Origin of the sequence: Dyella marensis, from assembly GCF_900112865.1 — a bacterium.
Taxonomy (GTDB): domain Bacteria; phylum Pseudomonadota; class Gammaproteobacteria; order Xanthomonadales; family Rhodanobacteraceae; genus Dyella_D; species Dyella_D marensis_A.
In genome coordinates, this window is record NZ_FONH01000009.1 from 130,824 (window position 1) to 137,873 (window position 7,050).

General features: G+C 66.1%; 6 protein-coding genes. 4 read left to right on the forward strand and 2 right to left on the reverse strand.

From position 1 onward, the window contains the following. Nucleotides 1–17: 17 nt before the first annotated feature. From BM172_RS13640 to BM172_RS13650, 3 genes are all read left to right on the forward strand, one after another. On the forward strand, nt 18–788 hold the full coding sequence (locus tag BM172_RS13640) for an exodeoxyribonuclease III (RefSeq protein WP_026634593.1): 771 nt from the start codon (nt 18–20) through the stop codon (nt 786–788). Next, on the forward strand, nt 778–2,094 hold the full coding sequence (locus BM172_RS13645) for an AmpG family muropeptide MFS transporter (protein WP_231504164.1): 1,317 nt from the start codon (nt 778–780) through the stop codon (nt 2,092–2,094). The genes BM172_RS13640 and BM172_RS13645 overlap by 11 nt, the downstream gene beginning before the upstream one ends. Nucleotides 2,095–2,246: 152 nt before the next feature. After that, entirely contained in the window at nt 2,247–2,558 is a 312-nt protein-coding gene (locus BM172_RS13650) for a hypothetical protein (protein WP_026634591.1), read from the forward strand. A gap of 8 nt (nt 2,559–2,566) precedes the next feature. Here the strand turns inward: BM172_RS13650 and BM172_RS13655 are convergent, their stop codons facing one another. Then, a complete protein-coding gene (locus BM172_RS13655) occupies nt 2,567–3,685 on the reverse strand; it encodes an anhydro-N-acetylmuramic acid kinase (protein WP_026634590.1) in 1,119 nt (372 codons plus the stop codon). 13 nt (nt 3,686–3,698) lie between these two features. Continuing rightward, on the reverse strand, nt 3,699–5,141 hold the full coding sequence (locus tag BM172_RS13660) for an OapA family protein (protein ID WP_026634589.1): 1,443 nt from the start codon (nt 5,139–5,141) through the stop codon (nt 3,699–3,701). Nucleotides 5,142–5,325: 184 nt separating this feature from the next. Between BM172_RS13660 and tyrS the strand changes: the two genes are divergently transcribed. After that, complete coding sequence (tyrS, locus tag BM172_RS13665) at nt 5,326–6,537, forward strand: tyrosine--tRNA ligase (protein WP_026634588.1); 1,212 nt, start codon at nt 5,326–5,328, stop codon at nt 6,535–6,537. Nucleotides 6,538–7,050 lie beyond the last annotated feature (513 nt).

The window sequence follows — 7,050 nt, forward strand, 5'->3', positions numbered from 1 at the left end:
TCACACGAGGACCCCGCATGCGCATCGTCAGCCTGAACGCCAATGGCATCCGCTCCGCCGCCAACAAAGGCGTATTCGACTGGTTGCGCAAGCAGCAGGCCGACGTGGTCTGCCTGCAGGAAACCAAGGCGCAGGAAGACCAGCTCAGCGACCCGATGTTCCGTCCCGACGGCCATCATTGCTTCTATCGCGACGCCAGCACCAAGAAGGGCTACAGCGGCGTGGCGATCTATGCCAAGCGCGAACCGGACCAGGTGCTGACCTCGCTGGGCTGGGCGCCGTTCGACGACGAGGGGCGCTATATCGAGGCGCGCTTCGGCAACTTGAGCGTGGTGTCGCTGTACGTGCCGTCCGGTTCGTCCGGCGACGAACGCCAGCAGTTCAAGTTCCAGGTGATGGAGTGGATCACCCCGATCTTCCAGCAGTGGCTGGAGAGCGGCCGCGACTACGTGATCTGTGGCGACTGGAACATCGTGCACACCAAGAACGACATCAAGAACTGGAGCTCCAACCAGAAGAACTCCGGCTGCCTGCCGGAAGAACGCGCCTGGCTGGATCTGCTGTTCAAGGAACGCGGCTGGGTCGACAGCTTCCGCACGATCAAGCCCGACGCGGTGGAATACACCTGGTGGTCCAACCGCGGCCGCGCGCGCGAGAACAATGTGGGGTGGCGCATCGACTACCAGGTGGTGACCCCATCGCTGAGCAAGCGCCTGAAGAGCTGTTCGGTCTATCGCGACGAGCGCTTCTCCGACCACGCGCCCTACACGGTCGACTATGTCGACTGAGCCGGCGACGCCCGGCATGGAGGAGAAGCCCAGGCGCCCCTCGGTCTGGCAGGCTTTTTCCCAGCCTGCCGCATGGACCATGTGCCTGCTCGGCTTTTCCTCGGGCCTGCCTTTCCTGCTGGTGGCCGGCACCTTGGCCTACTGGCTGAAGGAAAGGGGCGTCGAGCTCAAAGAGATCACCATGATCGCCAGCGCGGGCATGTTCTACGCGTTCAAGTTCGTGTGGGCGCCGCTGCTCGATCACTGGAAGCTGCCGCTGTTCCGCCGGCTGGGACAACGCCGGGGCTGGCTGCTGTTCTCGCAGCTGGTGGTGGCCGGCGGCCTGCTGGCGATGGCGGCGCTGACGCCGGCCGCGCTCGGGCCGTTCATTGTGGCGACGCTGGTGGTGGCGTTCTTCGGCGCCACGCAGGACATCGCGGTGGATGCGTATCGCATCGAGATCGCCTCGGTGGAGGCGCAGGGTGCGCTGGTGGCGACCTATGCGCTGGGTTACCGCATCGGCTTGCTCGCGGCCGGCGCGCTGGCGCTGATCCTGGCCGACCATGTGTCGTGGAGCTGGGTCTATGTGGCGATGGCGCTCGGCATGAGCCTGCCGATCCTCACCACCTTGCTCGCGCGCGAGCCGGAAGTAATCCGCCAGGCGCCGCGCAACTGGGGCGAGGCCATGCGCGAGGCGGTGATCGATCCGTTCACCGATTTCTTCCGCCGCTACGGCTGGCTGCTCGCCGGCGTGACGCTGGCCTTCATCCTGCTGTTCAAGATTCCCGAACAGGCCACCATCGGTGGCGTGATGAGCCCGTTCTATCGGGACATGGGCTTCAGCAAGACCGAGATCGGCACCATCACTAAGATCTACGGCATCTGGATCGGCATCGTCGGCGTGTTCATCGGCGGCGCCGCGGTGGCGCGCTGGGGCGCGTGGCGCACGCTGGGCGCGACCATCGTGCTGTGCGGCGCCAGCAACCTGTTGTACCTGCTGGTGATCATGTACCCGGGCAACCTGCTGGTGCTGACCCTGGTGATCTCGGGCGAGAACCTGACCTTAGGGATCCTGGGGCCGCCGACCGTTGCCTTCCTGTCTTCGCTGGTCAATCGCCAGCACACCGCGACGCAGTACGCGCTGCTCAGCTCCCTGGTCAACCTGCCGGGCAAACTGCTGGGCTTCTTCGCCGGCGGCATCGCGACCGCCACGGGCTACGGCACTTACTTCGTCATCACCGTGATCGCCGTGCTGCCGGCCACCGCGCTGTTCCTGTACCTGTGGCCGCATTACCGGGCGGAAGAACGCGCCCGCGGAGCCGGCTGACCGGCGCGCCGGTTGCAACTGCGATGGCGTTCGCCGCGCGAGTGCGAACCGATCCACGGATTCCCCCGGATGGCCGACTTGCAAGCCGGCCGCCGTCTGTCCACCATGATGCCGGTCAGGGGGCCCACGCGTGGACAGACGGAGTAGCGCCTGTGCCGGACATCGTGATTCGACATATCGACAATCTCATGGCCGAGCGCATCAAGTCGCTGGCCAAGGACCGGCAGTGGTCGATCAATGACGTGGTGCTGCACGCACTGCGCCATGGATTGGGCATGACGCCGAGCGGCAACGTGTTTGCCGAGACCATGCTCGATCCGGGTGAGTTGACCGTGCTCAGCGGCCAGTGGGACGCCCGCGAGAAAGCCGCGTTCCAGGAAGCCGTGCAGGCACTGTCGATGGCGCAGCCGACGCAGTTGTCGCCGTCGCAGTTGGCTTTGTCGGAAGAACCGCTGGGCAGCTGACGCGGGATTCAGACCGGCGCAGGATAGACCGCGCCCAGCACGCGCGGGCCGCGCGCCCCCGTGACCGCGGGCAGGTTGCCCGGCCGGCCGAGCAGGCGCTGCCGGGCCAGCCAGGCGAAGGCGGTCGCTTCCAGATAATCCGGGTCCACGCCTTCTTCCGCCGTGCTGCGCACCCGGACCGGGTCGAGCAGCTCGCCGAGGCGCTGCATCAGCACGCCGTTATGCACGCCGCCGCCGCAGGCCAGCACGTCCGACGCACCGGGGGCATGCTGTGCGACCGCCTCGGCCACGCTGCGCGCGGACAGTTCCAGCAGGGTGGCCTGCACGTCGGCGGGCGACAGCTCGGCCACGCGCGCGTGGCGATCGAGCCAGGCCAGGTGGAAGTGCTCGCGGCCGGTGCTCTTGGGCGGGGGCAGGGCGAAATAGGGATCGGCCAGCAGGGCGGCCAGCAGCGTGGCGTCGACCGTGCCGCTCTGCGCGAAGGCGCCGTCGCGATCGTAGGCCGTGCCGCGGTGACGCAGGCACCATGCATCCATCAAGCCGTTCGCCGGTCCCGTATCGAAGCCGAACACGTGCCCGTCGGCGCGCAGCACGGTGATGTTGGCGATGCCGCCGAGGTTGAGTACCACGCGCGTCTGCCCGGACGCGCCGAGCAGCATCGCGTGCACCGCCGGCAACAGCGGCGCGCCCTGGCCGCCGGCGGCGACGTCCGCGCGGCGAAAGTCGGCCACCACGTCGATGCCGCAGCGCTCGGCGATCACCGACGGATCGCCGACCTGCAGGGTGAACGGGTGCTCGCCGTGCGGGCGATGGCGCAGCGTCTGCCCATGCGAGCCGACGGCGCGCACGGCGGCGGCCGGCGTTCCGCTGGCGGCGAGCAGGCGCAGCGTGGCGTCGGCAAAGCACTGGCCGATGGCCACGTCGAGCCGCCCGTAGGCATCCAGGTCAAGCCGCGTTTCGTCCTGCGCCACGGCGAGGATGCGTGCGCGCAGCTGTGCCGGCCACGGATGGACCAGGGCGGCGACGAGTCGGGGGCGGTCCTGTTCGAAGCGGACCAGCGCGGCGTCGATGCCGTCCGCGCTGGTGCCGGAGATCAGGCCGATATAGAGCAAGGAAGCCTCGGCCACGGAATGCCGCGGCTCAGTCGTCGTTGCGCTTGGTGCCATCCACGCGGGCCAGCTTCACGTTGGCGTCCAGCGCCTTCAGGCGGGCCAGCTGCGGCTGCACCACCTGCGCCTTGAACTTGGCCAGCTGCACGGCCGGCAGCGGTTCGGGCTTGGGCAGGGTGACCTTCTGCGGGTCGCGCTGCACGTCGTTGACGCGGAATTCGTAATGCAGGTGCGGGCCGGTGGCCAGGCCGGTCATGCCGACATAGCCGATCACCGAGCCCTGGCTCACGCGCTGGCCCACGCGCTCGTTGGCGAACTTGGACATGTGGCCGTAGGCCGTGCTGATCGAGTTGTTGTGCTGGATGATCACGAAGTTGCCGTAGCCGTTCATCCAGCCCTTGAACTTGATCACGCCGTCGCCCGCCGCGTGGATCGGCGTGCCGGTGGGCGCGGCGTAGTCCACGCCCTTGTGCGCGCGCATCAGGCCCAGCACCGGGTGCATGCGCGCCGCGCTGAACTGGGAGGAGATGCGGGTGAAGTCGACCGGAATGCGCAGGAACGACTTCTGGATCGGGCGGCCGTCCTCGCTGAACCAGCCGTAGGAGCCGTCGTCCTTCTTGAAGCGATAAGCCGTGTAGCGCTCGCCCTGGTTGACGAACTCGGCGGCGACGATCTCGCCTTCGTGCAGGTAGGCGCCGTCGCGGTAGATGTCGTCGTAGATGACGGTGAAGGTGTCGCCTTCGCGCAGGTCCTGCACGAAGTCGACGTCATACTTGAAGAGGTCGGCCAGCTTCAGCACCATCGCCGAACTCATGCCGGCCTTGGCGCCGGCGGCGAACAGCGAACTGTCGATGCTGCCGTGGACGACGTGCTCGCGGCGCTCCACTTCGCGCGCCTGCGCCATCACCGTCGGCTTGGCGCCGTCGAAGCGCACGATCACGCGGCTGGCTTCGTCCTTGTCGAAGCGGATGCCGCGCATGCTGCCGTCGCTGGAAAGCAGGAAGTCGAACTCCTGGCCCGGGCGAATGTTGTGCAGCGCCTTGGCGGCGTCGCCGGCCTGGTCCATCACGTTCTGCAGGTCGGTGAGGCTCAGGCCCTGGCCCTGGAAGATGTCGGAGAGCGTCTGGCCCGGCTGCACCTGCACGATGCGCCAGTCTTCCACCGTGGGCGTGCGCACCGTGGTGGGCAGCGCCTTGGGCAGGGCCAGCGGCATCAGCGCATGCGCGGAGGACACCGGATCGGGCCGCATCGCGCTTGCCCAGGCGGGGATGATGAAACCGGAAAGCGCCGTGATCAGCAGCGCGGTGCCGGCGAGCATCCAGCGTTCGCGATGCCAGCGGATCGGCTCGGCGTCGCTGTGATTGCAGAACGACCAGTGCGAGAAGCGTTCGTAGAAGTGGGAGTGGCGTCGCTGCGCCTTGCGGCGAATAGCCTGTTTGCGCGCTGCGCGCGCGATCTTGTTCGCCTCTCCCATGCCCCGTGTGCCCCGCGGTACAAATTTATGTAATGCCGCGTACCATAACGGCCCTGTGCAAAGGGCGTCAACGCCTTTCCCATCAAGGGTTTGCGTGAATTTTCTGATTAACGCACAATTAACTTCACGACGTGGTGGCCGTCGCTTCCCCAGGCCGCCGAATGACTAAGGATTCGAGGAATACATGAGCGAGCTTGAGCAGGCGCTGGCCACCATCGCGCGCGGCGCCGACGAAATCATCAAGCAGGAGGAACTGGTCGAACGCCTGAAGAGCGGGCGGCCGCTGCGCATCAAGGCCGGCTTCGATCCGACCGCGCCGGACCTGCACCTGGGCCATACCGTGCTGCTCAACAAGATGCGGCAGTTCCAGGACCTGGGGCACCAGGTGATTTTCCTGATCGGCGACTTCACCGGCATGATCGGCGACCCGACCGGCAAGAACGTCACGCGCAAGCCGCTCACCCGCGAGGACGTGCTGCGCAACGCGGAGACCTATGCCGAGCAGGTCTACAAGGTGCTGGACCGCGACAAGACCGAGCTGCGCTTCAATTCCGAGTGGTTCGGCAAGATGACGGCGGCGGACATGATCCGCCTGGCCGCGCAGCACACCGTGGCGCGCATGCTCGAGCGCGACGACTTCGCCAAGCGCTATGCCGCGCAGCAGTCGATCGCCATCCACGAATTCCTCTATCCGCTGGTGCAGGGCTACGACTCGGTGGCGCTGCAGTGCGACGTGGAGCTGGGCGGCACCGACCAGAAGTTCAACCTGCTGATGGGCCGCGCGCTGCAGGAGCATCACGGGCAGGCGCCGCAGATCGTGCTGACCATGCCCTTGCTGGAGGGCCTGGACGGCGTGCAGAAGATGTCCAAGTCGCTGGGCAACTACATCGGCATCAATGAGCCGGCGATCGACATCGTGACCAAGACGCTGAAGATCGGCGACGAGCTGATGTGGCGGTGGTTCGAGCTGCTCAGCTTCGAGGTGTCGCTGGATGAGCTCGCTCGCATGAAGAGTGAGGTGGCGAGCGGCGCGCTCAATCCGCGCGATGCCAAGCTGCGCCTGGCGCGCGAGCTGGCAGCGCGCTTCCATGGCGCGGCCGCGGCGGAGCAGGCCATCGCGGGCTGGCACGCGGTGGTGCGTGGCGAGGGCGATACCAGCCTGCTGCCGTTGACCGAGATCGCGGTGCCGGCCGAAGGGCTGCGCCTGCCCGCGTTGCTGACGGCCGCCGGGCTGACGCCCAGCAATGGCGAGGCGAACCGCAAGCTCAAGGAGCGTGCGGTGCGTATCGACTCGGAAGTAGTGGAGGACGCGCAGCGGACTTTCGGCCCCGGCTTTGAAGGTGTGCTGCAGATCGGCAAGCGCAACTTCGCGCGCGTCGCCTTGAAGCTCGCCTGAGGCTTTCGCGGCGGCCGTGATGGCCGCCGCGCGGTTCTTCCGCGCATCGTTGTATGGAAGAACAAGCGCTTACGAGAAATTTGAAAAAATCTTCACGAAATTGCTTGCCAGGTCCCCAGCCCCTCCCTATTATTCGCCTCCCCGCCGCGACGGCTTCCCCGCAACGGCAACAACGGCAGCAAAAATTCTTCGCTGCAGGTGTTGACGGACCGGAAAGACGATGTAGAATGGGCGGCTCACCCGGGACGAAACGTCTCGGGGCGATTCGAAGAACGGATCGCAAGTGATTGATCTTTGACAGTGTGCGCAGGTGACTTGTGTGGGCGTCTTGCGTTGGATGGACAATCTGTCCAAACAAATGCAAGCGTCTAACCTAAGAGTCAATTCAAAAGCTTGACGTTTTATGGTTAGGACAACGCTTCAGAAAGATAGAGCATCCTCGGATGTTCGAAAACTTAAGTGAAGAGTTTGATCCTGGCTCAGATTGAACGCTGGCGGCATGCCTAACACATG

What these genes read in the sequence shown, in the direction of transcription:
- BM172_RS13640 (WP_026634593.1), top strand. Translation starts at nt 18, where the DNA reads ATGCGCATCGTCAGCCTGAACGCCAATGGCATCCGCTCCGCCGCCAAC.
- BM172_RS13645 (WP_231504164.1), top strand. Translation starts at nt 778, where the DNA reads ATGTCGACTGAGCCGGCGACGCCCGGCATGGAGGAGAAGCCCAGGCGC.
- BM172_RS13660 (WP_026634589.1), bottom strand. Translation starts at nt 5,141, where the DNA reads ATGGGAGAGGCGAACAAGATCGCGCGCGCAGCGCGCAAACAGGCTATT.
- tyrS (WP_026634588.1), top strand. Translation starts at nt 5,326, where the DNA reads ATGAGCGAGCTTGAGCAGGCGCTGGCCACCATCGCGCGCGGCGCCGAC.